Here is a 23,357-nt window from a genome sequence, read left to right on the forward strand (position 1 = left end):
GGCTTGCAGTCCGCGTCGTCAGCGGTCAGCGGTCGACGGCGTCAGCAGTCCGCGTCGTCGGCGGTGAACTGACGGTCATCGTTCCAGGCGCCGTTCTTGTGCATGCCGGAACGGTGCTCCCAGGCGGTCTGGTCCTCGGCCAGCCACACCTGCACCACGGACGGGCGCGGAGCGCGCACCTTGTCCCCCACCTGGATCGGCCCGGAAGCCGGAAGGTGGTCGGGCCACAGGGAGGTGTGGGCACCCCACTCGCCGTCCTCACCCGGGTGCTGCACGTTGACGAACACCGAGTTGTCCAGGTCGTGGATGACCGGGCCGCAGGTCTCGGCGTCGCGCGGCACGGACAGGAACTGGGCCACGCGGCCCCGGTCCGGGCCCCGCAGGACGACCTTGTGGAGGGCGTCGCCGTAGCCGATGGTGCCGGGGGCACCGTCGGTGGAGATCCACAGGTTGCCGCGCGAGTCGAACGCGAGGTTGTCCGGGCAGGAGATCGGCGAGACCTTCTCCTTCGGGTAGCCCTGGAAGTACACGGAGGAGGACATGCGCGGGTCGCCTGCCAGCAGCAGGATGTTCCACACGAAGGAGGTGGCGGTGTGGTCTCCGCCGGCCTCCTCCATCTCCACCACGTGGCCGTCGCGGTTGCCGACCACCGGGTTGACCTCGTCCACCTCGGTGCGGTCCTTGTTGTTGGTCAGCGCCATGTAGACGCGGCCGTTCACCGGGTTGGTCTCCACGTCCTCCGGACGGTCCATCTTGGTCGCGCCGACCTTGTCCGCGGCCAGGCGGGTGTTGATGAGCACCTCGGCCACGGTGAACCCGGGGACGAAGGACTCGGTGTCCGAGGTCAGCGCGATCCACTCGCCACAGCCGTCGAAGCGACCGTCGGAGGGGAGGGTGCCCTTGCCGTCGATCTCCGCGGCCGGGGAGTCTCCGGTGAACTTCGCCACGTACAGGGTGCCGGCGGAGAGCAGGCCCATGTTGTGCTTCTTGTCGCCCTCCACGTAGGTGCCGGCGGAGACGAACTTGTACAGGTAGTCGTGGCGCTGGTCGTCGCCGGAGTAGACGACCACCTTGCCGTTGTCCGCGACGACGGCGGTGCCGGCCTCGTGCTTGAAGCGGCCGAGCATGGTGTGCTTCACCGGCGTGGAGGTCGGGTCCTCGGGGTCGATCTCCACGATCCAGCCGAAGCGGTTGCCCTCGTTGACGTAGCCCTCGTTGCGCAGGTCGAAGCGCGGGTGGAACTTCTCCCAGCCGCGGGCGGTCGGCTCGTCGGCGTAGCCGATGCGCTCCTGGGCCTCGTTGTTGGTCACCGGGCCGTTGAAGTAGCCGTCGAAGTTCTCCTCACCGGAGAGCACGGTGCCCCACGGGGTGAACCCGCCGGCGCAGTTGCCGAGGGTGCCGAGCACCTTGGTGCCGGTCGGGTCCTCCGCGGTCTTGAGCAGCTCGTGGCCGGCGGCCGGGCCGTCGACGGTGAACTCCGTCATGCCGGTGATGCGGCGGTTGCGGGCGCCGCCGCGGACATACTCCCACTTGCTGCCCACGGAGTCGCGGCGCAGCTCCACCACGGAGAGGCCGTGGGCGGCCAGGCCGATGTCGGCGACCTCCTGCGGGTTGGCCTCGATGAACTCCGGGGAGAACATGATGTTCTCGTTGGTGTACTCGTGGTTGGACACCAGCAGGCCGGTGAGGCCGGTCTCGTCGTCGGCCTGGACCGCGAGGAAGTCACAGTTGTACCCGAACTGCTTCGCCTGGGCGGCGGCGGTCTGGGCCTCGATCTGGAACTCCGGGGAGTCGGCGAAGAGCGGGTCGCCCCAGCGGAGGATGACCCCGTGGTCATAGCCGGCCGGGACCGTCATCTTGTCCACCACACGGGAGACCGGGTTGATGGCGGTGAACGGCAGGGTTCCGGCGCCGCTGGACCCGTTGGCCGGGGCCACGGCGAGCGCCTGGGCGGATTCGGGACGGGCGACGGAGGCGCCCACGACCACGGCGGCGGCCAGGCCTCCGCCCAGCGCCATGCGGCGCGAGATGGCCTTCTCCGCGACGTCGCGGAAGGTCTCGTTCTCGGAACGGTTCGGGACTGGCTTGGCGCAGGCGTTACCGCACTTGAGCTCGCAGGTGACGGCGGAGCGGTTGCCCCGGGTGTGGCCGGCCATCGGCAGGAGGCGCTTGAGCATGACGTTCCCTTCGGTGCATGGGGGGCGGCCCGTGTCCGGACCGCGGGGAGTGTCGGTGCGTCACGACGACGGCCGCTGCCGTACCCGTGCGCGACGCCCACTGCCACTGTGTGCGGCCGACGTCACGGTGGGCTGACACCTGGACGACCGGCAGGTGAACGTGTGCGAACAGTCACTTTTCGTCACGATGACCTGCCGTAATCCCGGTGCGGAGGGACCGGGCCCTCGCACTTCTCGGCGACGTCGGTACCGGACGGCCGATCCGCTCGGCCCGGCCTCAGTGCTGCGCGGCGAGCACGGCGTGCGCGCCGTGGACGCGGCGGGCCCACCGGTCGTGGCTCGCCGCGTCGGCGCGAACGGCATCGAGCAGGGCGGGGTCCGGCTCGGGCGCGCTCACGCCGGGGACGGGCAGCATGCCGCCGGACGGGGTCCAGGCCGGGTCGCAGACGTCCCGGGAGAACAGGGCGCCGGTGCCCAGCCCGCAGGCGAAGGGCAGTCGGGGCAGGTGCGCGGCGAGCGCCGCCGACCCGGCCAACCCGACGGAGGTGTCCAACGCGCTCGAGACCACGGCGTCCAGGCCGGCGGCCTCCACGATCGCCGCGGCCCGGCGCACCCCGCCCAGCGGCTGCACCTTCACCACGATCAGGTCGGCCGCATCGGCCTGCGCCACCGCGAGCGGGTCGGCCTCCTTGCGCACGGCCTCGTCCGCGGCGATCCGGGTGGGCACTCCGCGCTCGCGCAGCTCTCGGCGCACGGCGGCCAACGGCTCGATCCCGGGCACCGGCTGCTCGGCGTACTCCAGCCCCACGTCCTCGAGCTCGGTGAGCACGTCCACCGCCTGCTCGTGCGTCCAGCCCATGTTGGCGTCCACGCGCAGGGCGGCCTGCGGCAGCAGCTCCCGGACTCGACGCACGCGGGCCAGGTCCTCCTCCCGGGAGCCGGCCACGAGCCGCCCGTCCGGTCCGTGCTCGGCGACCTTCACCTTCACCGCGGTGATGCCGTCCCCGTACGTCGCCAGGACGCGTTCCACGTCCTCGGCGGCCACCGCCGGGACAGTCGCGTTCACGGGCACGGCGTCCCGCACAGGCTCCGGCCAGCCCTGCCAGCCTGCCTCGACCGCCGCGGCCAGCCAGCGCGAGGACTCCTCGTCCCCGTACTCCGGGAAGGGCGAGAACTCGGCCCAGCCGGCCGGTCCGCGCAGCAGCAGCGCCTCCCGCCGGGTGGTCCCGCGGAACCTCACGGTCATCGGCAGGGACACGGCCACGGCATGCTCGAGCAGCTCCTCCACGCTCGGCAGGGACGGCCCCGCAGGGGCACCGGGCAGCGGGGGCAGGACGGTGTCGGCGCTCATGCTCCCCAGTCTAGGAACGCCCCCCGGCCACAGGCCCGGGCGGGCCGGACGCGGACGGCGGACGGCCGTCGTCGGGACACCGCCGGGGCCGTCAGCGCGCGGCGAGGTACCCGAGCCTCCGGGCCACGGCCACCGCGCGCCCGTGCGAGCCCAGCACGCCCTCGAGCGCGCCGACCACCTGGCCGAGCACCTCCTCGGTCAGCCTCCAGTCCTCGGTGAACGGGTCGTCGGCGCCGGCCCACACACGCCCCACCGCGCACAGGGCCAGGGTCATCTCGGCCAGGTCCCGGAACACGGGCTCCGGCTCGTCCAGGCGGTCCTCCCAGCCCTCCTCGCCGGCCATGAGGACCGCGCCGGTGGAGGCCTCGTGGATGAACGGGTCGCCGCCCTGGAGCGCGACCACGGTCCAGTCGTCGTTCCAGTCGACCAGGCGGGCGCCCGTGCGGCGGGACCAGCGGAAGCCGGCCTGCTCGTCCCAGAGGCGCTCGAGCGGGAAGAACAGGAAGGGAAGCCCCAGGGTGTCCACCTCCACCCAGCCCGGCCCCACCTGGCGGTAGTAGGCGGCCAGCGCCGGGGCGAGCGGCTCTTCGGAGCCCCACTCGATCGGCTCCTGGCGGAAGACCGGCCCGTGCACGGCCAGGGCGTCCCGTGCGGCGGCGAGGGCGGCGGAGGACGGGGCGGGGGCGGAGGCTGCGGGCTGCATGCCGTCAGGCTCACACGCCCCGGCGAACCCTGCCCCCAGGTGAGGGGACGGGCCGGTGAGCATTCCGTGAAGGGAAGGTGGCGTGTTCCGTCACAGGGTTTCCCAGGCGGGACCGCCATGATGGAGACATGCACCCCGACCCGTTCGAGTCCGCGCACCCGGCTCCGGCCGGCCCCCGCCCCACCCGCTGGTGGCTGTGGCTGCTCGGAGCGCTGCTGTGTGCCCTCGCGGTGGTCGCCGTGTTCCAGACGTTCGTGAGATCGAGCACCGGCCAGGTCCTCGAGTACCGCGCGTTCCAGGCCGTGGAGCCGGCGCCCGGCGACGCGTTCGGTCCGTCCCCGGCCACCACCGCCCTCACGTACGCCCCGTACGTGGCCCTGGGCTGCGCGGCGCTGGGCGTCGCGGTGCAGCTGTCCCGCCGCCGCTGGCAGTCCGCCGTGGCCGTGGTGGCCGCGGCGGTCGGCGCGAACGTCACCACCCAGGTCCTCAAGCACGGCCTGGAACGCCCCTACTTCGACAACGGCGTCCCCTATGTGGTGGGCAACTCTCTGCCGTCCGGGCACACGACCCTGGCCGCCACCGCCGCCGCGGTCCTCCTGCTGACCGCCCCCGTGCGCTGGCGTCCGCTCGCCGCGCTCGTCGGCGCCGTGCTGACCGGGGTGATCTCCTCCGCGGCGTTCCTGGAGGCCTGGCACCGCCCGTCGGACATGGTCGCGGCCATCGCGGTGGCCGCAGGCTGGGCCTTCCTCGCCGCCCCGTTCGTCCAGCGCGAGGACGGGATCGACCGCGGCCAGACGGCCTCCCCCACCACCTGCGAGGTGGTCCTGTGGGCCGCCGGCATCCTGGGCGTGGCCGCCTCGGCCGTGCTGCTGGGCATGGCCGTGTCCACGGCGGACCCCAGCCCCTCCCCCGGCCCGATCGCCCTCACCGCCGGCGTGGTCATCTGCGTGACCCCGGCCCCGCTCGCCTGGGCCGCGCTGGTCACGTCGCTGCGCCATGAGCGCCGCTGGCAGCGCCGCCGCACCCGCCGGCGTCCGCGCCCGTACGCGCGCGCCTTCTGAGCCCCTCCTCGTCCCCTCCCGACGACGGCACCGCCCTCCGGCGACGGCCCTCGCCGTCCTCGTCCCACTGCGCAGGTACGACGACGGGCCCGGGAGGCGACCGGTGAAGGTCGCCTCCCGGGCCCGCCCGCCCTGGAAGGGTGCCCCGCCCCCGCAGGCGGGGTCCGATCAGATCTCGGCCAGGGCCGCGGTCGGATCGTTCAGGCAGCCGGCCACGAACGTGAGGAACGCGGAGGCCGTGGCGCCGTCGGTGACGCGGTGGTCGAAGGTCACGGTCATCTCGGTGACCTTGCGGACCTGGATCTGCCCGTCCACGACCCACGGGCGGTCGATGATGCGGCCGATGCCCAGCATGCCCACCTCGGGGATGTTGAGGATCGGAGTCGCGCCGTCGGTGCCCAGCGGACCGTAGTTGTTCAGGGTGAAGGTGCCGCGGGTCAGCTCGGCCGGGGAGGCCTTGCCCTCGCGGGCCCGGCCCACGGTCTCGGCGATCGCGGCGTTCAGCTCCGCGGCACAGAGACGTTCGGCGTGCTCGATGGACGGGACCATCAGGCCGCGGTCGGTCTGCACGGCGAGGCCGAGGTTGACGCCCTCGAACTCGACGATCTCCTCCCTGCCGTCCGCACCGGTCTCGATGCGGGCGTTCATCACCGGGTACTTGCGCAGGCCGGCGACGGTGAAGCGGGCGATCAGGCCGAGCAGCGACGGGGCGTTCTCCGGATCCTTCGCCTTGAGCGCCTGACGGAGCTCCAGCAGGCCGGTGACGTCCACGTCCATCCACGCGGTGACCTCGGGGACCTCGCGGCGGGACCGGGCCATCTGGTCCGCGATCGCCTTGCGCACGCCGGTGATGGGGGTGCGCTCACGGATGCGCAGGCCCGAGCGCGAGTCCTGCTCGCCCACGGCGCCGGAGGCGGCCGGGGCGGAGGATGCCGCCGGGGCGGCCTGGGCCGGGGCGGAGGCGCCGCCGGAGATCGCACCCATCACATCGGCGCGGGTGATCAGCCCCTCGGGGCCGGTGCCGGTGAGGGTCGCGACGTCCACACCGTTGTCCCGGGCGAGCTTGCGCACGATCGGTGACACCACGCGCGGGGCCTGCCCCGAGCCGGAGGCGGCCGGCGAGGACGAGGCGGGGACCGTCGTCGCCCTGCCCCGGCCGCGCTTGCGCTTGGACGGGCGGGTGCGGCCCTTGGCGCCGTGGCCGGAGGTGCCGTAGCCGATCAGGACGTTGCCGGAGGCCTCCTCGTCCGAGCCGGCGACGTCGCCGTCGCCGCCCCGGGCCCTGTCCGGGGCGGGCTGGCCCGTGCCGGGCTCCATGACGCCCGCGCGCTCCTCCTCGCGGTAGGACAGCGCGCCGGGCCGCTCGTCCGCGGCGGGGCCGGCATCGGCGCCGCCGTCGGTCTCCCCGGCCTCGCCGACGGTGATCAGCGGCAGGCCGACCTCCATGGTCTCGCCCTCGGAGCCGTGCAGGGTGAGGACGGTGCCCTCGAACGGGCACGGCACCTCCACGAGCGCCTTGGCGGTCTCCACCTCGGCGATCGGCTGGTCCACGGCGACCTCGTCGCCCTCGGCCACGAGCCAGCGGACCAGGTCCGCCTCGGTCAGGCCCTCGCCCAGGTCGGGCAGGTTGAAGGTCTTGCTCATGCGTCGGCCTCCTCAGAGTCCAGGTCCCAGTTCAGGTCGTCGATGGCATCGAGGATGCGGTCGACGTTCGGCAGGTGGTGCTCCTCGAGCTTCGGCGCCGGGTACGGGATGTCCCAGCCGGTCACGCGCAGCACCGGGGCGGCCAGTGAGTGGAAGCACTCCTTCTGGATCCGGGCCACCAGCTCGGAGGCCACGGAGGCGAAGCCCTGCGGCTCGGCCACGACGACGGCGCGGCCGGTCTTGGTCACCGACCTCACGATGGTCGCCTCGTCCAGCGGGTTGATGGTGCGCAGGTCCACGACCTCCACCGAGCAGCCCTCCTCCTCGGCGGCCTTGGCCGCGGCCACACAGGTGGGCACGGACGGGCCGTAGGACACCAGGGTGACGTCGGTGCCGGTGCGGGCCACGGCGGCGCGCGCCCAGCCCTCGGCGTCGGTCTCGGCCTTCTCGGCCTCGGCCCAGCGGGCCTCGAACTCGGCGCGCAGCTCGTCCAGGTCCAGGTCGGCCTTGGACCAGTAGAGCTTCTTCGGCTCCATGAAGACGACCGGGTCGTCCGAGCGGACCGCCCAGCGCAGCATCAGGTAGGCGTCGGCCACGGTGGCCGGGGTGTAGACCTTCAGCCCCGGGGTGTGGGCGTAGTAGGACTCGGAGGAGTCGCAGTGGTGCTCCACGCCGCCGATGCCGCCGCCGTAGGGGATGCGGATGGTGATCGGCATGGGCGTGGCGCCCATGGTGCGGTTGCGCATCTTGGCCACGTGCGAGGCGATCTGCTCGAAGGCCGGATACGCGAACGCGTCGAACTGCATCTCGATCACCGGGCGGGCGCCGCCGAGGGCCATGCCCACGGCCATGCCGGCGATGCCGGACTCGGCCAGCGGGGTGTCGAAGCAGCGGTCGTCGCCGAAGCGCTGGGTGAGGCCGTCGGTGATGCGGAAGACGCCGCCGAGGGTGCCCACGTCCTCACCGAAGACGACCACCAAGTCGTCCGCGGCCATCTCATCGGCCAGGGCCGCGTTCAGCGCGGCCGCGAAGGTCAGGTTCGCCATGCTCAGGCCTCCTTGGTCTCGGAACGGGACAGCTCCTCCGCCAGCTGGGCGCGCTGAGCGGCCAGCTGCGGGGTCTGCACGGTGTAGACGTGGTCGAACAGCTCCAGCGGGTCGAGCTCGACGTCGGTGTTCATCGCATCACGCAGCGAGGCGGCGACCTGCTCCGCGTCCGCGGTGATGGACTCGGCGACCTCGTCGGTCAGCACGCCGCGGTCGGTGAGGAACGCGGACATCCGACGCAGCGGATCGCGGGCCTCCCACTCCTTCACCTCGGCGTCCTCGCGGTAGCGGGTGGCGTCGTCCGCGTTGGTGTGGGACTGCATGCGGTAGGTGTCCGCCTCGACCAGGAAGGGGCCGCCGCCGTTGTGGCACAGCTCCACGGCACGGCCGAGCACGGCCAGCAGGGCGGCCAGGTCGTTGCCGTCCACGCGCTCGCCGGCGAGGCCGTAGCCCACGGCCTTGTGGGCCAGGGACGGGGCGGCGGACTGGCGGGCCAGCGGCACGGAGATCGCGTACTTGTTGTTCTGCACGAAGAAGATCACCGGCAGCTTGAACACGGCGGCGAAGTTGAGGGCCTCATGGAAGTCGCCCTCGGAGGTGCCGCCGTCGCCGACCATGGCAAGCACGGTCACGTCCTCACCGCGCAGGCGGGCGGCCTTGGCCAGGCCCACGGCGTGCAGCAGCTGGGTGGTCAGCGGGGTGGACTGCACGGAGACCTTGTACTCCTGCGGGTCGTAGCCCTGGTGCCAGGTGCCCTGGTAGGCGACCATCACCTCGGTGGCGGGGACGCCGCGGGACATCACGGCCACGGTGTCGCGGTAGGTCGGGAAGAGCCAGTCGTCCTTGCGCAGGCAGACGGCGGCGGCGACCTCGGAGGCCTCCTGGCCGTGGGAGGACGGGTAGACGGCCATGCGACCCTGACGCACGAGGGCGTAGGCCTGGTCGTTCACGCGGCGGCCGATCACCAGGTGACGGTAGGCCTCCAGCAGGGCCTCGTCGGACGGCATCGGGTACTCGTGGCCGGGCTCGACGTCCTGCTCCTCGGGGGACAGCGCGGTGCCGTCCTCGGCGACGAGCTGGATGCGACGGGTCGCCGGCAGCAGGTACTCCTCCAGCGTGATGCCGAACGAGTCATGCGGCGCAGACGCGGTGTTGTGGCTCATGGGCACTCCTTTCCAGAATCGCCTCATTCTGACCTGAACGGGCCAATCTGTTCACCGGAGAGGCATGACTTGCATACAGTTCGCTTGATTCATGGACCCTGGATGGACATTCCGTTAGAGTGGCGTACGGCACACGCACAGATGTCCGCCGTTCTCCGCTGCGGGAGACGGCGTCTGGGCAGGATCTGAGGAGAGAGTGCACACCATGGAACTGGACGCCACGGACCGCGCGATCATCGCCGAGCTCAGCCGGGACGGACGGCTCTCCGTCGCCGCCCTCGCCGAGCGCGTCCACGTCTCCCGCGCGCACTGCTACTCCCGTCTGAACCGGCTGCAGGACGCCGGCGCCATCACAGGCTTCACGGTCACGGTGGACCCGGAACGTCTCGGCTTCGGCGCCTCCGCGCACGTGGCCCTGAAGCTGCGCCAGCACAACTGGCGCGAGCTGCGCGCCCAGCTGCTGGCCATCCCGGAGGTCAGCCAGGTGTCCCTGGTCGGCGGCAACATGGACGTGATGATCATGGTGCGGGCCCGGAACATCGCGGACCTGCGCCGGGTGGTGTTCGAGCACCTGCAGGCACTGCCCGGCGTGGTGGACACTCAGACGTACATGATCTTCGAGGACCACACCTCCGCCCGATACCTGGAGGACCGCCCCGAGCGGAGCTGAGTCCCGGGACCGTGCCCCGGGACCGGGCCTCAGAAGCGGCCGGCGAGCGGGGCGTCGTCGCCCTCGACCCAGGCGCCCATCGGCGGCGCCCACGGCCGGACGTCCACGGTGGCCACCAGGCCTTCCTTCTGGAAGGGGTCCTCCGCGAGGGCGATGCGGGCGTCGTCCGCGGAGTCGGCGCGGAGCACCAGCAGCGCGGCGGGCTGGACGCCCTCCTGCTCCGGGTACGCGCCGGCGAGCAGCACGACCCCGTCCGCGGCCAGCGAGCGCAGGAAGGCCCGGTGATCGGCGCGGTGGGCGTCGCGGCCGGCGGAGTCGTCGGTGTAGGTGTAGTGCACGGCGAAGACGGTCATGGCGTCAGTGTGGCACGTCACGCCCGCCGTCGGGACTCCGTGCCGCCCTGCGGACGGTACACCGACCCGGGGCCGCCCGGCAGCAGCACCCGGAAGCCGACCGACCCGGCCGCCGCCAGCCCGGCGAGCGCGAGGATGCCGCCGGCCAGGCCGACCACGCCGGTCACCGCGGACAGCAGCAGCGGACCGGTGACCATGCCGGTGTCCGAGACGATGCGCCAGATACCCAGGAACTGCGCCCGGCCGTGGGCCGGCGAGTAGTCGGCGCCGAGGGTCATCACGATGCCGGCGCCGAAGCCGTTGCCCAGGCCGACCAGCAGCGACGCGCAGAGCAGGGTGACGAACGAGTCGCTCAGCGGGATCAGCGCGAAGCCCACGGCCATCACGCCCAGGCAGGGCACGGCCACGGCACGGCGTCCGAAGCGGTCCATGAGCCAGCCGGACGGGTAGAACATGAGCACGTCCACAAGGGCGGAGAGGCCGAAGATCAGGGACGTGGTGGCCGGGTCGATCTCCAGGTGCGCCGCCCACAGCGGCACCACCGCGGCACGGCAGACGCGGGTGGCGGACAGCGTCATCACGCACAGGCCCACGGTGGACAGCAGCTTCACGTGCGTGGCGGCCATGTGCCGTAGGGTCTCGGCCGGCAGCGGGATGCCCTGGGTGTCCAGGGCCTGCTCCTCCTCCTCGAGCTCGTCGATGAAGAAGCTCATGCCCACGCCCACGGCCATGGCCACGGCGGCGGCCGCGAACGCACCGGGCAGGCCCATCCAGGACTGCAGGCCGGCGCCGAGGAAGGGGCCCACGAGGGTGCCGATGCGGATGGTGCCGCCGAGCAGGGACATCGCCCGCGCCCGGTACGTCACCGGGACCGCGGCCGCCAGATAGGACTGCCGGGCCAGGTTGAACCCGGAGCCGGCCGCCCCGACCATGAACACCCCCGCCAGCAGCAGCGGCAGACCCCACTGCTGGGGCAGGCCGGCCGCCTCGTGCCAGCGGGACGTGGTCCCCCAGGCCAGCAGCGCGGCGGCGGCACCGAGGAACGCGGACGCGATGATCGTCCGCCGCTCCCCCACCCGGGAGACCAGCAGCGCGGCCGGGCCGTTCATCAGCAGGCCGCCGACGCCGATCAGCACCACCACCGCGGCCGCCAACGCGGGCGCCGCACCGAAGTCGAGGGCCGCCGTGGCCACCGCCGGCATCATCGCACCCAGGCCGATCGCATAGACGGTGGAGGGCGCGTAGATCTGGAAGGCCCCCGCCAGGGGGCCGCCGCGCGGGGAGGGGGCGGAGCCGTCGTCGTGGTGCCGGGAAGTCATCAAGGGGCGAGCCTACTCCCCGCGGCGTCACGGCTCGCAGGCACGTCCACGCGCCTCACTACGATGGGCCCATGCCTCGCATGCCCTCCTCCGCAGCCCCCGCCGGAACCGCCTCCGGCCGCGGCGCCCTCGACCGCTACTTCCGCCTCACCGAGCGCGGCTCCACCCTCGGGCAGGAGTTCCGCGGCGGCCTCGCCACCTTCCTGGCGATGAGCTACATCATCGTGCTGAACCCGCTCGTGCTGTCCGGGACGGATTCGGCCGGCGGCGAGCTCGGCATCCCCCGCGTCGCCGCCGTCACCGCACTGGCGGCCGGCATCTTCACCATCGTCATGGGCCTGTGGGCACGGCACCCGTTCGCGCTCGCCGCGGGCCTGGGCATCAACGCGTTCCTGTCCATCACGATCGCCACCACGCCGGGCCTGACCTGGCCGTCCATCATGGGCCTGGTGGTGCTCGCCGGCCTGATCATGGCCGTGCTCGTGGCCACCGGATTCCGCCGTGCGGTGTTCGACGCGGTGCCGCCGGCTTTGAAGACGGGCATCGTGGTGGGCATCGGCCTGTTCATCGCCCTGATCGGCCTGGTCAACGCCGGCTTCGTGCGCCGCCTCCCGGACGCCGCCGGCACCACCGTCCCCGTCGGCCTGGGCACCGGCGGCGAGCTCGAGGGCTGGCCGGTCCTCGTGTTCATCGTGGGCCTCGCGCTGACCGCAGTCCTGGTGATCCGGAAGGTGCGCGGCGCCATCCTCATCGGCATCGTGGCCGCCACCGTGCTGGCCAACGTCCTGGAGGCCGTCTTCCACATCGGCCCGTCCGTGGACGACGCCGGCAACGCCAACCCCACCGGCTGGTCCCTGGTGGCCCCGTCCATGCCGGAGTGGACCGCCCCGGACCTGTCCCTGCTCGGCCAGGTCAGCCTGTTCGGCGCGTTCCAGGAGGTCGGCGGGCTCATGGCCGCGCTGCTGGTGTTCGCCATCCTGCTGTCCGTGTTCTTCGATGCCATGGGCACCTCGGTGGGCCTGGCCCGCGAGGCCGGCACCGTGAATCCGGACGGCTCCATCCCGGATCTGAACCGCGTGCTCATGGTGGACGCCCTGGCCGTGGCCGGAGGCGGCGGCGCCTCGGGTTCGGCCAACCAGATCTTCGTGGAGTCCGGCACCGGCATCGGCGAGGGCGCCCGCACCGGCATCGCCTCCGTGGTGACGGGCGTGCTGTTCCTGCTCGCCATGTTCCTCACCCCGCTGATCCACCTGGTGCCGTTCGAGGCCGTGGCCCCTGCGCTCGTGGTGGTCGGCTTCATGATGGCCTCCCAGGCTGTGGACATCGACTGGAACGACTGGGGCGCCGCCTTCCCGGCCTTCCTCACCTTCATCCTCATGCCGTTCACCTACTCGATCGCCAACGGCATCGGCGCCGGCATGATCGCCTACGCCGTGATCCGCACCGGCCAGGGCCGGGCGAAGGAGGTCCACCCGCTGCTGTGGCTCGTGGCCCTCGCCTTCGTCTTCTACTTCGGCATGGGCGTTTTCCGCGGAGTCCTCGGGCTAGGCTGAGTGTGACCGGAACCACCGACCCCCACTGACCACGGAGGACATCCATGCAGTTCAAGGACCGCACGTTCATCGTCACCGGAGGCGCCTCGGGCCTCGGCGCCGCCACCGCCCAGGCCCTGCTGGCCGAGGGCGCGAAGGTGGTCGTCGTGGACCTCAAGGGCCAGGCCCCGGAGGGCGCCGTGATGGTCGAGACGGACGTGACGAACGAGGAGCAGGTGGCGAACGCCGTCAAGGTCGCCACCGAGCAGGGCGCGCCGCTGGCCGGCGTGGTCAACTGCGCCGGCATCGCCACCGCCGAGAAGACCCTCGGCCGCGAGGGCGTGCTGCCGCTGGAGAACTTCACGCGCACCATCAACATCAACCTCATCGGCACCTTCAACGTGATCCGCCTGGCCGCCGAGGCCATGGCGCAGAACGAGCCGGGCGAGGACGGCGAGCGCGGCGTCATCATCAACACCGCGTCCGTGGCCGCCTTCGACGGCCAGATCGGCCAGGCCGCCTACTCGGCCTCCAAGGGCGGCGTGGCCGCGATGACCCTGCCGCTGGCCCGCGAGTTCGCCCGCAACGGCATCCGCGTCGTGACCATCGCCCCGGGCATCTTCTGGACCCCGATGATGGCCGGACTCCCGGAGAAGGCGCAGGCCTCCCTGGCCGAGCAGATCCCGTTCCCCTCCCGCCTGGGCACCCCGGAGGAGTACGCGGCCCTGGCCAAGCACATCATCGAGAACCGCATGCTCAACGGTGAGGTCATCCGCCTCGACGGCGCGGTGCGCATGGCCCCGCGCTGACCGGCACCGCCCGGGGCCCGTGCCCCGCAGGCAGGCACGACGACGGCCGCCCGCCTTCCGTTCGGAAGGCGGGCGGCCGTTCGTGTGACCGTCGGGTCAGGCCCAGCAGTGGGCCGAGGGCAGCCGCGGGTAGGTGCCCCACTCCTCGTAGAGCTCCACCGCCGCGGCGTCCTGCACGTGCTCCGGGGCGGCGTCGGCTGAGGCGTAGCCGGTGCCGGCGTCCGTGGACTGCCAGACCATGTCCAGGAACTGGTAGGCGCCCGAGGCCGAGGAGGTCGGGTTGTGGGCGGTGTAGTCGCCACCGGACTCGCACTGCTTGATCTCCTCCAGCACCGGGATGCCGGTGTCCGCGGCCTGGGCCGGGGCGGCTCCCACGAGGGCCGCGGCGGCGGCCGAGGCGGCGCCCAGGGCCGCCGGGCGGCGCAGGCGGGACAGCGCACCGGTGGTGCGGGGCGAGGTCTTCTCGTGCGCGGTCGTCACAGTCGGATGCTCCTTCTGTTCGGGTCCAGGGTCGGGTTCTCGTCGCGGCCGGCGACGAAGCCCTCCACGATGCCTCCCGCGATTGAGCGCGGACTTTCCCTGGACTCCACCGCCGGTCAGAGTCCTCTGGACATGCGCTGGACCGCGGTGACGTGCGCCACCGCAGGGGCCGTGTGATGGGATGGCAGGCATGACCGAGACCACTCAGCAGCCCGTCTGCGGCGCCGGCGCCCCGGCCGACCGCCCTGCCCCCTCTGACCGTCCCGCCCCGCCGGTCGCCGTCACGAGGCCGGTGACCCGCACCCACCACGGGGACTCCTTCACCGACGACTTCGAATGGATGCGCGCGAAGACCTCGCCCGAGGTCCTGGAGCACCTGCAGGCGGAGAACGCCTACACCGAGGCCGTCACCGCGGACCAGGAGCAGCTGCGCGATGCGATCTACGGGGAGATCAAGGCGCACACCGTGGAGACCGACCAGTCCGTGCCGGTCCGCCGCGACGGCTGGTGGTACTTCGCCCGCACCGAGGAGGGCAGGCAGTACGCCGTGCAGTGCCGCGTGCCCGCGCAGGACACCGGCGACCGCCTCTCGGACTGGACCCCGCCGACCATCGAGGCCGGCGTGCCGCTGGCCGGCGAGCAGGTCCTGCTGGACGGCAACGCCGAGGCCGAGGGCAAGCCCTTCTTCTCCCTGGGCGGCATGCACGTCTCCCCGGACGGGAACCTGCTGGCCTACGCGGTGGACAACGCGGGCGACGAGCGCTTCACCCTGCGGGTGCGCGACCTGCGCACCGGGCAGGAGCTGGACGACGTGGTGGAGGACATCGCCCACGACGTCCGCTTCGACCGCACCGGCACCCGCGTCTTCTACACGCTGTGGGACTCCTCCTGGCGCCCCTACCGCGTCATGGTCCACACCCTCGGCCAGGACCCCGCCCAGGACCGCCTGCTCTTCGAGGAGAAGGACCCGGGCATGTGGACCGGCTTCGAGGGCGTGGCGGACCGGTCCCAGCTGCTGATCGGCGTCGGCAACTCCGAGGTCTCCGAGACCTGGGTCATCGACCTGCCCGAAGACGCCGGCGCCGAGGTCCCGTCCCCGCGGCTGCTGATCCCGCGCACGGACGCGATGCTGGCCTCCGTGGAGCCGTTCGACCTGGACGGCCGCCGCCACCTGCTGATCGTGCACGACCGGGACGCCGAGGGTGCCGCGGCGCCGAACGGGATCCTGTCCCTGGTACCCGAGGACGAGGTGGCCGACCGCACCGCCTGGAGGACCGTGCTCCCCCACCGCGCCGAGGTCAAGGTGGACGGCGCCATGGTCACCTCCACCCATGTGGCCGTCTCCGTCCGGCGCGAGACCACCCCGCGGGTGCTCGTCGGCCGACTCGAGGACCTGGCCTGCGGCACCGGCATGGCCTTCGCCGAGCCGGAGTTCGACGAGGAGCTCTACGCCTGCCATCTGGCCTGGGCCTCCTGGGAGTCCCCGTTCCTGCGCCTGGCGTACACCTCCTGGATCACCCCGGCCCGCGTGCTGGACGTGGAGACGGAGACCGGCGAGGTGCACCTGCGCCGCGAGGTGGAGGTCCCCGGCCACGACCCGGCCGACTACGTCGTGGAGCGCCAGTGGGCGACCTCCTCGGCCCCCGGCCCGGACGGCGAGCCCGTGCAGATCCCGCTCACGGTGATCCGCCGCCGGGACCTGCAGCAGGACGGGACGAACCCGTGCCTGGTCTACGGCTACGGCTCCTACGAGATGTCCATGGACCCGATCCTCGGCGTGGCCCGCCTGTCCCTGCTGGACCGCGGCCTCGTCTACGCGGTGGCCCACGTGCGCGGCGGCGGCGAGCTCGGCCGCGGCTGGTACGAGGACGGCAAGAAGCTGGCCAAGGCCCACTCCTTCACCGACTTCGTGGACGCCACGCGCCACCTGGTGGGCTCCGGCTGGGTGGACCCGGACCGCATCGCCTGCCACGGCGGCTCCGCCGGCGGCCTGCTCATGGGTGCCGTGGTGAACCTGGCCCCGGAGCTGTACCGCGCCTGCCTGGCCGTGGTGCCGTTCGTGGACGCCCTCACCTCCATCCTCGACCCGGACCTGCCGCTGTCCGCCCTGGAGTGGGAGGAGTGGGGCAACCCGATCGAGGACCGGACGGTCTACGAGTACATGAAGGCCTACACGCCGTATCAGAACGTGCGCGAGACCGCGTACCCGGCGATCGCCGCGGTGACCAGCCTCAACGACACCCGCGTGCTCTACGTGGAGCCGGCCAAGTGGGTGGCGCAGCTGCGCCGCACCGTCACCAGCGACCAGTCCACTGCCCTGGCCGAGGGCGGCTCCCCGATCCTGCTGCGCACCGAGATGGACGGCGGCCACGGCGGCGCATCGGGCCGGTACCAGGGATGGAAGGACACCGCGTGGGAGTACGCGTTCGTCCTCACCGCCCTGGGGGCCACCCGGCGCCTCGACGGCTGAGGGCGGACCTGCCCTACCGCGGCAGGAGCGCCCGCACCCGCTCGGCGGGCCAGGCGTCGAGGACCTCGTCCAGGGCCGCGAGCCGCTCGGCGAGGTGGTCCTCCCAGTCCTGCGGCGGGACGTACCGCTCGTAGGGATGCGGGACCACGGCGGTGCGGCGGTAGTCGTTGATCCCGCGGACCCCGGCGGTGTAGACGGCGTGCTGCTCCGCGCGGTCCGCGGCGCCTCCGGGCAGCTCGGGCAGCTGCAGCAGCAGGGCGGTGAGCAGGCCGGTGCGGTCCCGTCCCGCAGAGCAGTGCAGCACCGCTCCGCCGGCCTGCATCGCCGCCAGCGTGCGGGCAAGGGCGGCGCCGATGCGCTCCGGGTAGCGCTCCAGCAGGGCCGGGTAGTGGGCCGGGTGGTTCGGGTACGGGTCGACGCGTGCCCGGAACACGTGGTCCTCGGCGTCCTCGATCGGGTGGTTCTCCCACACGATCCCGTCCGGCAGGCCGGAGTGCTCCGGGTCATGCTCACGCCGCTTGACCTCCTGCGGCATGCGCAGGTCGATCACGGCGGAGACCCCCGCCTCCGCGAGCTCCGCCCAGCCCCGGCCGGTCAGCCACTCGGCGCGGCCCATGCGGTGCAGCCCCGGACGGACGGTCCAGGCGTTGACGGCGCCGTCCCAGTGGACGGGAACAGGAGGGCTCTGCATGCCTGCCACGGTATCCGGCGGGACCCTGCCGGGGACCCTGCCGGAAGGGTCATGTCGGAAGGGACCCGGCCGGGGGGGCATGTCGGACGGGTCCCGCCGAGAGGATTCCCCCGCGGGCCGGTCGGAGCGGGCCCGCGGGGGAAACCCTCGGCTCGGGCCCGCCCCTCACCCTCCGACTCAGGCCCGGCGCTCCCGGGCCGGCATCCGGCCGGGCACCAGCAGCCAGGCGAGCGCGGCGGCCAGCACCGGCCCGCCGAGCAGGACCACGGCCAGCTGGGGCCACGGCATCCACGTGTACCCGGTGGTCAGCCAGGTGCCCATGGACAGTGCCGGCAGGGCGCCGACCACCAGGCCGAGCGCCGCACCGAGCCCCGCGGCCACACCGGCCTGGGCGGCCGCCTGCCTCCGGCGGGTGCCCGGGGCGGCGCCGACGGCGTCCATGATCTGGCCGTCCCGGCGCGAGTCGGTCAGGGCCAGGCCCGTGGTGATGCCCGAGACCGTGACCAGCACCAGGGCGGCCACCAGGGCGATCCCCCAGAGGATCCTGTCCACGTCCAGGCCGGCCGCGGCGGACTGGTGTCCGCTCGTCAGCAGGCCCTCCTTGCCGAGGGCCTCGTTGAGGTCCTCCCACTGGGCCACCGTCGGCGCCTCGGCGAAGGTCACGGCCAGGCCCCAGGTGCCGGCCTCGTGGCCGAGCTCGGACAGCAGGTGCTGCGGCACCACGGCCCGCCAGCCGACGGCGGACGCCGCCGGGGCCACGTGGGCCTTCGGGCGGATGCTCTGCTCGGGCTCCCACAGGGCGGTGCCGGCGGGGGCGTTCACGAGCATGCCGAAGGCCGCGTCCTGGCCGGTGTCCGGCTGACCGTCCAGGTAGGTGCCGGCGCTCGGGTCCCAGGCCATCGCCTGCGCGTTGCCCTCGTCCACGATGCCCTCGGCCCGGGCGACGTCCTCGGTGTAGGAGCCGAGGTCCACGGTGCCGTCCTCGCCCACATACTCCGGGTCGTAGACCACCACCCTGCCGCCGGTGAGGGCGCGGCGGGCGTCGTCGTCCGCGAGCAGTGCCCGCGGCATGGTCTCGGGACGGTCCGGGTCCACCACGAGGATGTCCTGGCCGGTGTCGATGCTGTTGCCGGAGGAGCCGGGGCTCGCGGAGAACGGGTCATGGCCCCAGGCGCAGGCGCGGGCCTGCTGCAGGTCGGCCTCGGAGGTGACGCGGTAGAGCTCGTCCATGCGTTCGACGGCATGCTCCTGGCCCGGGGTCGGCAGATGGCAGTGCGAGGACGCCGGGTAGGTGAGGCCGAGGGACTCGCAGTCGGCGGAGCCGGGGACCTCGCAGTCCGGGACGGCGCCGAGGACCTCGTCCACGGCGGTGACCGGGGGCATCTCGGTCTCCTGGGCCGCCCGGCGCAGGACCTCGGCGGCACGGTCCGGGCCGCCGGTGAACCCGAGCCACTCCTGGTCGATGTCCGGGTTCTCCTCCCGCAGCCGCTCCAGCTCGGCCTCCACCTGCTCCGGGTCCGGGACGGCCATCAGGGCCACGGTGTCCGGCAGGGCGTCACCGCTGCCGGAGAAGGGCTTCATGGTGACGGCCGTCAGGGACAGGGCGAGCACGGCGATCGCCGCGGCGGCGCCCATCGCGGCCGTGACCGGCACGGTGCGGCCGCGGTTGCGGTCCGCGTCGCGGGCGGCCAGGCGCAGGCTCTGTTGCAAAGATTGGCGGCAGTCAGAGGTAGGCTGTCGCTCTGCGCCGATCAGGCGGCTGCTGCGAAATGGTGGTTGAGCATGCCCATGGCCTCCGTCAGCGCCGAGGGCCCAATGCCAAAAGCTCTCTCCACAAGGCGCACCTCGCCCCTGATGCCGGGCTGCAGGCACCAGGGGCGAGCCTGTCCTTTGCGCAGGGCTCGCATGACTTCGAATCCCTTGATCGTGGCATAGGCCGTGGGGATCGATTTGAAACCGCGCACCGGCTTGATCAGTATCTTGAGCTTTCCGTGATCGGCCTCGATCACGTTATTGAGATACTTCACCTGCCGGTGGGCCGTCTCCCGGTCCAGCTTTCCTTCGCGCTTCAATTCGGTGATCGCTGCACCATAGCTCGGCGCTTTGTCGGTATTGAGCGTGGCAGGCTTTTCCCAGTGCTTCAGGCCTCGCAGGGCCTTGCCCAGGAACCGCTTCGCTGCCTTGGCGCTGCGGGTCGGCGACAGGTAGAAATCGATCGTGTCGCCCCGCTTGTCGACTGCCCGGTACAGGTAGGTCCACTTGCCCCGCACCTTGACGTAGGTTTCATCCAGGCGCCAGCTCGGATCAAAGCCACGCCGCCAGAACCAGCGCAGCCGCTTCTCCATCTCCGGGGCGTAGCACTGGACCCAGCGATAGATCGTCGTATGGTCGACCGAAATGCCGCGTTCCGCCAGCATTTCCTCAAGGTCGCGATAGCTGATCGGATAGCGACAATACCAGCGCACCGCCCACAGGATCACATCACCCTGGAAATGGCGCCACTTGAAATCCGTCATCGTTCCGTCCGTCCAATCTCCGCCAAGCATGCTCAAGCTTCACGATTTTTGCAACAGAGCCGTCCTGACCGAGGACGTCGGAGAGACGGAGCCGGGGCTGGCCGACGTGCTCAGCGAGTACACGCCCGACACCATCGCAGACGTCATCGTGCCGGGAATCTGGGAAGGGCTCGACGTCGTGCCGACGACGGGGGAGACGCTCGGTGTGGTGCGCGATCAGCTCGTGGTCGCTGGAGCCGCCCGTGAGGGACGGCTGAGCCGTGCCCTGGAGGCTGTGCGCGGCGACTACGACCTCATCCTGATCGACTGTGGCCCGAACCTCGACCAGCTCGTCATCAACGCGCTCACGGCCGCTGACGGCGCGCTCGTCGTCACGCAGACGAAGCTCTGGAGCGCCAACGGGCTCGCGAAGCTGCTCGACACCATCACGCAGGTACAGCAGAGCTACAACCCCCGGCTGCGCGTCGCCGGCGTCGTGCTCAACCAGCACGAGTCTCGAACGGTCGGCGGCGGCCACTGGGCCGGCGAAATCGAGGCGGCCGCCGAGGCGCGCGGCCTCCCGCTGCTCACCCCGCCCGTGCCGAAGCGCCAGGCGATCGCAGACGCCACCGAAGAATCGATCGGGCTCGACGAAGGCGACGCTGATGCGCGCGAGCTCGCAGCGATCTACGACGGATACCTCACGCAGCTCACCGGAAGGAATTAAGCACATGGCCGCGAAGCGAACCGAGCGCCGCACGTCCGCGCTCAGCGGGCAGACGCCCGTCAACACCCAGGCAGTGCCGGCGGCACAGCCGACTCCGGCGCCGGCTGCAGTCGCACCCGCAGCACCCGCCCCGACGCCGACGAAGGCCGGGGGAGTAGCAGCGAAGAAGCCGACGCGCACGAAGATGAACTACTACGCGGACAGCGACCAGGACGGCCGCATCCGCGCCGCGTTCTACGCCGGTCGCGACAAGTACCGCTGGCGGAACATGACCGACATGCAGCTGCACGGCGTGATGGGCCTCGTCGAGTCGCTGGAGCGTGAATTCAACGACGGCGAGCACTTCGAGCCGATGCCTCCCGGCACCGGTCCCGTGGGCCGGCCCCTGGAATGAAGCGTGCCGCGGCCGCGGTCGCGGCCGCCGTGGCGATCATCCTCACCGGCTGTGCCGCCGACGTCGACGAGCTGCGCGTGACCATCGACGGTGTGACGATCACCGCCGAACAAGCAACGAGCACCGACGCGCAGCGCGAAGGGCTCAGCGGGCGGGACAGCGTGCCGGACGGCACCGGCATGTGGTTCCCGCTCGAGCCCGCACAGCGCACAGAGGTCTGGATGCAGGACACCCGCGTACCGCTCGACGTCGTATGGATCCGCGACGGGCGCGTGACGGGCGTTGTGACGCTCCAGCCGTGCTCCACGGACCCATGCCCCCGAGAACCATCCCCAGGGATCGTAGATGCGATCCTCGAAGCCCCCGCCGGCACTTTCGCGCAGACGACAGTGGGCGCCGCAGTAGAACGAAGGAGCACCGATGAGTGAGAATCTGATCGACCCCGCAGACCCGGAGTACGAGCTGAAAGTAGCCGAGGCGTTCCAGCGCACGGTCAACGGGGCTCACGAGGGCGATGACCTCCCGGTGCAGATCACCGTGCGCCAGGCAATGAAGATCGCGGCAATCATGGGAGCTGTCGCCCGCGGCCACTCCGGCTACACCGACGCGCTGCGCGATGCCTCCTGGTTCCTTGACGCCGTGGTGGCTGAGAGCCGGCCCGACATGATCGTTTCGCGATCGTCGGCCGAGCTGTGGGCCGTCGTCGACGCCTGGCCCTGGCCCCGACCCGGCAAGCCGAAGGACAACGCTGAGTAGGCCCCCTCAGCGTCCGATGTTCCCGGGACGATGTCTCAGTGGGAACGAACAAGCGCTACCCGCACCTGGCGGCGCAGAGGGGCGAAGAGCGCGAGCTGCGCGAGGCGCGCAAGCGTGGGCCGCTGCGCACCCTCGATCGCGTCCAGCTGCGATTGCATGCGCAGCCCCTCACGATCGTTCCCGAGCAGCTGACGATATGGGGGCATGCGTGGCTCCAGTTCGGGGACACCAACGTGCGGTGCGTCGTCCAGGTGAAGCGCTGGACAGCCGACGCCGTGGGCGTGCAAGTGACGATCGACGGTGAGACGTTGCGGTGCTGGATATGGCAGGGAGCATGCCAGCGCATCTCCGACCCGACCGACGTCTGGTGACCTTGCCGCGAAGGTTCCCCGCAAGTTGCTTTCGGCAGACGGTTTCGCTGTCCATCGCGCTAGACGTGGGGATGTCCGCCTCGCCGGGTTAGTGGACGGCTCCGAGTTCAATGCAGAGAACGCCGCCGACGATGAGGACGATGCCGAGGCCCATCAGCCAGGTGAAGGGCTCTTTGAAGAGGAACTTGCTGAGGATGGCGGTGAGTGCGACGCCGGATGCGGCCCAGATGCCGTAGGCGACGCCGAGTGCCATGCCGCCGGCGAGGGCGAGGCTGAGCATGGTGAATGCGAGGACGTAGCCCACAGCTACGCCGACATACCAGCGCTTCTTGTCGACGGCCATACGCAGGGAGAGCGTGCCGACGACCTCGAAGACGATTGCGCCGATGAGGAACAGCCAGACCATCACGCGACCTCTGCCTTCTTCTTGTGACCGGCCTGTGCGCCGAGTTCGACGCACAGCACTCCGGCGATGACGACGACGATACCGATGCCCATCAAGAGCGTGAGCGGTTCGCCGAAGATGATGAGGGAGAGAAGTGCCGTGAGCGCGACCCCGGATGCTCCCCAAATGCCGTAGGCGACGCCGAGGGCCATGCCGGTGCGAAGCACGAGGCTGAGGAACACGAACGCGCCGATGTAGCCGGCTGCGACGAGTGCATAGAGGGCGGGTGCGTCGAGCGCACCTTTGAGGGATAGTGAGCCGGTGACCTCGGCGGCGATCGCGCCGATGAGGAACAGCCAGCCTTTGGCTTTGTTGGTCACTGGGGGTCTCCTTCATTCACGAGTTGCAGGGCGATCGCGCGTAGGACGGATCGTTCGTCGTCGCGGACGGTGGGGATGCCGAGCGCGGCGTTGAACCACGCGCCGTCGGCCAGCAGGCGGGCGGCGCGAAGTGATGCGCGGCTCGCCGGGTCAGTGTCGATGTTGCTGCCGAGCCACGGGGTTAGGCGTTCCGCCCACAGAGCAGACAACCGCTCGCGCAGGTTCACGTCCGCGAGCAGGGCGAGATCGCTGGAGTCGAAGTCGCCGTTGAGTGCGTAGTCGACGTACGCGCGCAGCTTGTCGATCGGCTCGGCATCCGTCGAGGCCCGAGTATGCAGATCCGCTTCCCAGCGGTCGATGATGCGGTTCACGACTGCGAC

At 71.7% G+C, this 23,357-nt stretch carries 25 protein-coding genes; 10 read left to right on the forward strand and 15 right to left on the reverse strand.

Annotation, left to right across the window (positions count from 1 at the left end; genetic code table 11):
• Positions 1-41: 41 nt before the first annotated feature.
• The 3 genes from CEQ11_RS11030 to CEQ11_RS11040 form a co-directional block, all read right to left on the reverse strand.
• Entirely contained in the window at positions 42-2,177 is a 2,136-nt protein-coding gene (locus CEQ11_RS11030; RefSeq protein WP_088478627.1) for a PhoX family phosphatase, read from the reverse strand.
• 277 nt (positions 2,178-2,454) lie between these two features.
• Positions 2,455-3,528 (reverse strand): o-succinylbenzoate synthase, encoded by a 1,074-nt coding sequence (locus CEQ11_RS11035; protein WP_088478628.1) that lies wholly within the window; start codon positions 3,526-3,528, stop codon positions 2,455-2,457.
• A 91-nt stretch (positions 3,529-3,619) separates the two neighbouring features.
• The gene (locus tag CEQ11_RS11040; RefSeq protein ID WP_088478629.1) at positions 3,620-4,231 is read right to left on the reverse strand and encodes a hypothetical protein; all 612 of its coding nucleotides are present in this window, start codon (positions 4,229-4,231) and stop codon (positions 3,620-3,622) included.
• Positions 4,232-4,359: 128 nt separating this feature from the next.
• Here CEQ11_RS11040 and CEQ11_RS11045 point away from each other — a divergent pair, with 128 nt between their 5' ends.
• The gene (locus CEQ11_RS11045) at positions 4,360-5,292 is read left to right on the forward strand and encodes a phosphatase PAP2 family protein (protein WP_067188560.1); all 933 of its coding nucleotides are present in this window, start codon (positions 4,360-4,362) and stop codon (positions 5,290-5,292) included.
• A gap of 168 nt (positions 5,293-5,460) precedes the next feature.
• On the opposite strand, the gene CEQ11_RS11050 is transcribed toward CEQ11_RS11045, so the two are convergent.
• The 3 genes from CEQ11_RS11050 to CEQ11_RS11060 are packed head-to-tail and all read right to left on the reverse strand — an operon-like array spanning position 5,461 to position 9,145.
• The gene (locus CEQ11_RS11050) at positions 5,461-6,936 is read right to left on the reverse strand and encodes a dihydrolipoamide acetyltransferase family protein (protein WP_088478630.1); all 1,476 of its coding nucleotides are present in this window, start codon (positions 6,934-6,936) and stop codon (positions 5,461-5,463) included.
• Entirely contained in the window at positions 6,933-7,982 is a 1,050-nt protein-coding gene (locus tag CEQ11_RS11055; RefSeq protein WP_088478631.1) for an alpha-ketoacid dehydrogenase subunit beta, read from the reverse strand. Before CEQ11_RS11055 ends, CEQ11_RS11050 begins: the two co-directional genes overlap by 4 nt.
• A 2-nt stretch (positions 7,983-7,984) precedes the next feature.
• Positions 7,985-9,145: a thiamine pyrophosphate-dependent enzyme gene (locus tag CEQ11_RS11060; RefSeq protein WP_227718851.1), complete on the reverse strand. Its 1,161-nt coding sequence runs from the start codon at positions 9,143-9,145 to the stop codon at positions 7,985-7,987.
• Between the two features lie 205 nt (positions 9,146-9,350).
• Between CEQ11_RS11060 and CEQ11_RS11065 the strand changes: the two genes are divergently transcribed.
• Positions 9,351-9,815, forward strand: coding sequence for an Lrp/AsnC family transcriptional regulator (locus tag CEQ11_RS11065; RefSeq protein ID WP_088479026.1), 465 nt, complete (start codon positions 9,351-9,353; stop codon positions 9,813-9,815).
• 29 nt (positions 9,816-9,844) lie between these two features.
• Here the strand turns inward: CEQ11_RS11065 and CEQ11_RS11070 are convergent, their stop codons facing one another.
• A complete protein-coding gene (locus CEQ11_RS11070) occupies positions 9,845-10,168 on the reverse strand; it encodes a YciI family protein (RefSeq protein WP_067188566.1) in 324 nt (107 codons plus the stop codon).
• 17 nt (positions 10,169-10,185) lie between these two features.
• Positions 10,186-11,487: an MFS transporter gene (locus CEQ11_RS11075; RefSeq protein ID WP_088478632.1), complete on the reverse strand. Its 1,302-nt coding sequence runs from the start codon at positions 11,485-11,487 to the stop codon at positions 10,186-10,188.
• An 80-nt stretch (positions 11,488-11,567) separates the two neighbouring features.
• Between CEQ11_RS11075 and CEQ11_RS11080 the strand changes: the two genes are divergently transcribed.
• Together CEQ11_RS11080 and CEQ11_RS11085 are read left to right on the forward strand one after the other, a co-directional pair.
• Positions 11,568-13,040, forward strand: a complete 1,473-nt coding sequence (locus CEQ11_RS11080; RefSeq protein ID WP_067188569.1) for an NCS2 family permease — start codon at positions 11,568-11,570, stop codon at positions 13,038-13,040.
• A gap of 44 nt (positions 13,041-13,084) precedes the next feature.
• Positions 13,085-13,828 (forward strand): 3-hydroxyacyl-CoA dehydrogenase, encoded by a 744-nt coding sequence (locus tag CEQ11_RS11085; RefSeq protein ID WP_088478633.1) that lies wholly within the window; start codon positions 13,085-13,087, stop codon positions 13,826-13,828.
• 96 nt (positions 13,829-13,924) lie between these two features.
• Here CEQ11_RS11085 and CEQ11_RS11090 read toward each other — a convergent pair whose 3' ends face one another.
• Entirely contained in the window at positions 13,925-14,308 is a 384-nt protein-coding gene (locus CEQ11_RS11090; RefSeq protein WP_227718853.1) for a transglycosylase family protein, read from the reverse strand.
• 190 nt (positions 14,309-14,498) lie between these two features.
• On the opposite strand from CEQ11_RS11090, the gene CEQ11_RS11095 reads away from it, so the two are divergent.
• Positions 14,499-16,778, forward strand: a complete 2,280-nt coding sequence (locus CEQ11_RS11095) for a S9 family peptidase (protein ID WP_088478634.1) — start codon at positions 14,499-14,501, stop codon at positions 16,776-16,778.
• Positions 16,779-16,791: 13 nt separating this feature from the next.
• Here CEQ11_RS11095 and CEQ11_RS11100 read toward each other — a convergent pair whose 3' ends face one another.
• From CEQ11_RS11100 to CEQ11_RS11115, 3 genes are all read right to left on the reverse strand, one after another.
• Positions 16,792-17,469 carry a tyrosine-protein phosphatase gene (locus tag CEQ11_RS11100; RefSeq protein ID WP_193763023.1) on the reverse strand — a complete coding sequence of 226 codons (678 nt, stop codon included), beginning with the start codon at positions 17,467-17,469 and terminating at the stop codon, positions 16,792-16,794.
• A 177-nt stretch (positions 17,470-17,646) separates the two neighbouring features.
• Complete coding sequence (locus CEQ11_RS11105; RefSeq protein WP_193763024.1) at positions 17,647-19,179, reverse strand: hypothetical protein; 1,533 nt, start codon at positions 19,177-19,179, stop codon at positions 17,647-17,649.
• Positions 19,180-19,220: 41 nt separating this feature from the next.
• The gene (locus tag CEQ11_RS11115; protein ID WP_001389365.1) at positions 19,221-19,985 is read right to left on the reverse strand and encodes an IS6-like element IS6100 family transposase; all 765 of its coding nucleotides are present in this window, start codon (positions 19,983-19,985) and stop codon (positions 19,221-19,223) included.
• Between the two features lie 28 nt (positions 19,986-20,013).
• Here CEQ11_RS11115 and CEQ11_RS11120 point away from each other — a divergent pair, with 28 nt between their 5' ends.
• Genes CEQ11_RS11120 through CEQ11_RS11140 form a run of 5 tightly spaced genes read left to right on the forward strand, consistent with a single transcriptional unit; the run spans position 20,014 to position 22,212 of the window.
• Entirely contained in the window at positions 20,014-20,691 is a 678-nt protein-coding gene (locus tag CEQ11_RS11120) for a ParA family protein (RefSeq protein WP_088478637.1), read from the forward strand.
• Between the two features lie 4 nt (positions 20,692-20,695).
• Entirely contained in the window at positions 20,696-21,085 is a 390-nt protein-coding gene (locus tag CEQ11_RS12780; RefSeq protein WP_127913491.1) for a hypothetical protein, read from the forward strand.
• A gap of 29 nt (positions 21,086-21,114) precedes the next feature.
• Positions 21,115-21,513: a DUF192 domain-containing protein gene (locus CEQ11_RS11130; protein WP_227718854.1), complete on the forward strand. Its 399-nt coding sequence runs from the start codon at positions 21,115-21,117 to the stop codon at positions 21,511-21,513.
• Complete coding sequence (locus CEQ11_RS11135; RefSeq protein ID WP_088478640.1) at positions 21,506-21,841, forward strand: hypothetical protein; 336 nt, start codon at positions 21,506-21,508, stop codon at positions 21,839-21,841. The genes CEQ11_RS11130 and CEQ11_RS11135 overlap by 8 nt, the downstream gene beginning before the upstream one ends.
• A gap of 38 nt (positions 21,842-21,879) precedes the next feature.
• Entirely contained in the window at positions 21,880-22,212 is a 333-nt protein-coding gene (locus CEQ11_RS11140; RefSeq protein ID WP_088478641.1) for a hypothetical protein, read from the forward strand.
• Between the two features lie 88 nt (positions 22,213-22,300).
• On the opposite strand, the gene CEQ11_RS11145 is transcribed toward CEQ11_RS11140, so the two are convergent.
• From CEQ11_RS11145 to CEQ11_RS11155, 3 genes are read right to left on the reverse strand one after another with little or no spacing between them, the layout of a single operon-like run.
• A complete protein-coding gene (locus CEQ11_RS11145) occupies positions 22,301-22,618 on the reverse strand; it encodes a multidrug efflux SMR transporter (protein WP_088478642.1) in 318 nt (105 codons plus the stop codon).
• A complete protein-coding gene (locus CEQ11_RS11150; protein WP_046746592.1) occupies positions 22,618-22,977 on the reverse strand; it encodes a multidrug efflux SMR transporter in 360 nt (119 codons plus the stop codon). The genes CEQ11_RS11145 and CEQ11_RS11150 overlap by 1 nt, the downstream gene beginning before the upstream one ends.
• Positions 22,974-23,348, reverse strand: a complete 375-nt coding sequence (locus CEQ11_RS11155; RefSeq protein WP_227718921.1) for a TetR/AcrR family transcriptional regulator — start codon at positions 23,346-23,348, stop codon at positions 22,974-22,976. The genes CEQ11_RS11150 and CEQ11_RS11155 overlap by 4 nt, the downstream gene beginning before the upstream one ends.
• Between the last annotated feature and the right edge of the window lie 9 nt (positions 23,349-23,357).

Source organism: Micrococcus sp. FDAARGOS_333 (assembly GCF_002206575.2).
GTDB classification, from domain to species: Bacteria; Actinomycetota; Actinomycetes; order Actinomycetales; family Micrococcaceae; genus Micrococcus; species Micrococcus lylae.